The organism is Paenibacillus sp. EKM10P (genome assembly GCF_011800655.1).
GTDB classification, from domain to species: Bacteria; Bacillota; Bacilli; order Paenibacillales; family Paenibacillaceae; genus Paenibacillus; species Paenibacillus polymyxa.
The window spans coordinates 1-251 of sequence record NZ_JAALET010000124.1 but is presented as its reverse complement, the minus strand read 5'-3'; the positions used below and the strand labels follow the sequence as shown (position 1 = coordinate 251).

Genomic DNA, 251 nt, shown 5'->3' with positions numbered 1-251 from the left:
ATGTCGAGCATGAGTACATGCTGCGGTTCCTGCCCTGCTCCTGATACGCCTAGATCTACCAAGCCTACCCGCAGCAGTGGTGCAGCTTGTAGATCAAACGGACGGACAAAGCAACTCACCAGCTCTTGTACTTCCTTATTGACCCTCGTGTCTGTGTCCGTAGTTGCACCCTCCGCTTGTACCTTCGTATATTCCACCTCGAACGGCACAGTGTCCTCAACCCATTGCATCGGCTCACTGTCGATCAGATC

Annotated in this window: 1 protein-coding gene; it reads right to left on the bottom strand. The window is 53.4% G+C overall.

The window, feature by feature from the left end; translation table 11 throughout:
• The coding region (locus HFE01_RS26760) for a hypothetical protein (RefSeq protein ID WP_167442930.1) at window positions 1-251 on the bottom strand (251 nt) is incomplete at both ends.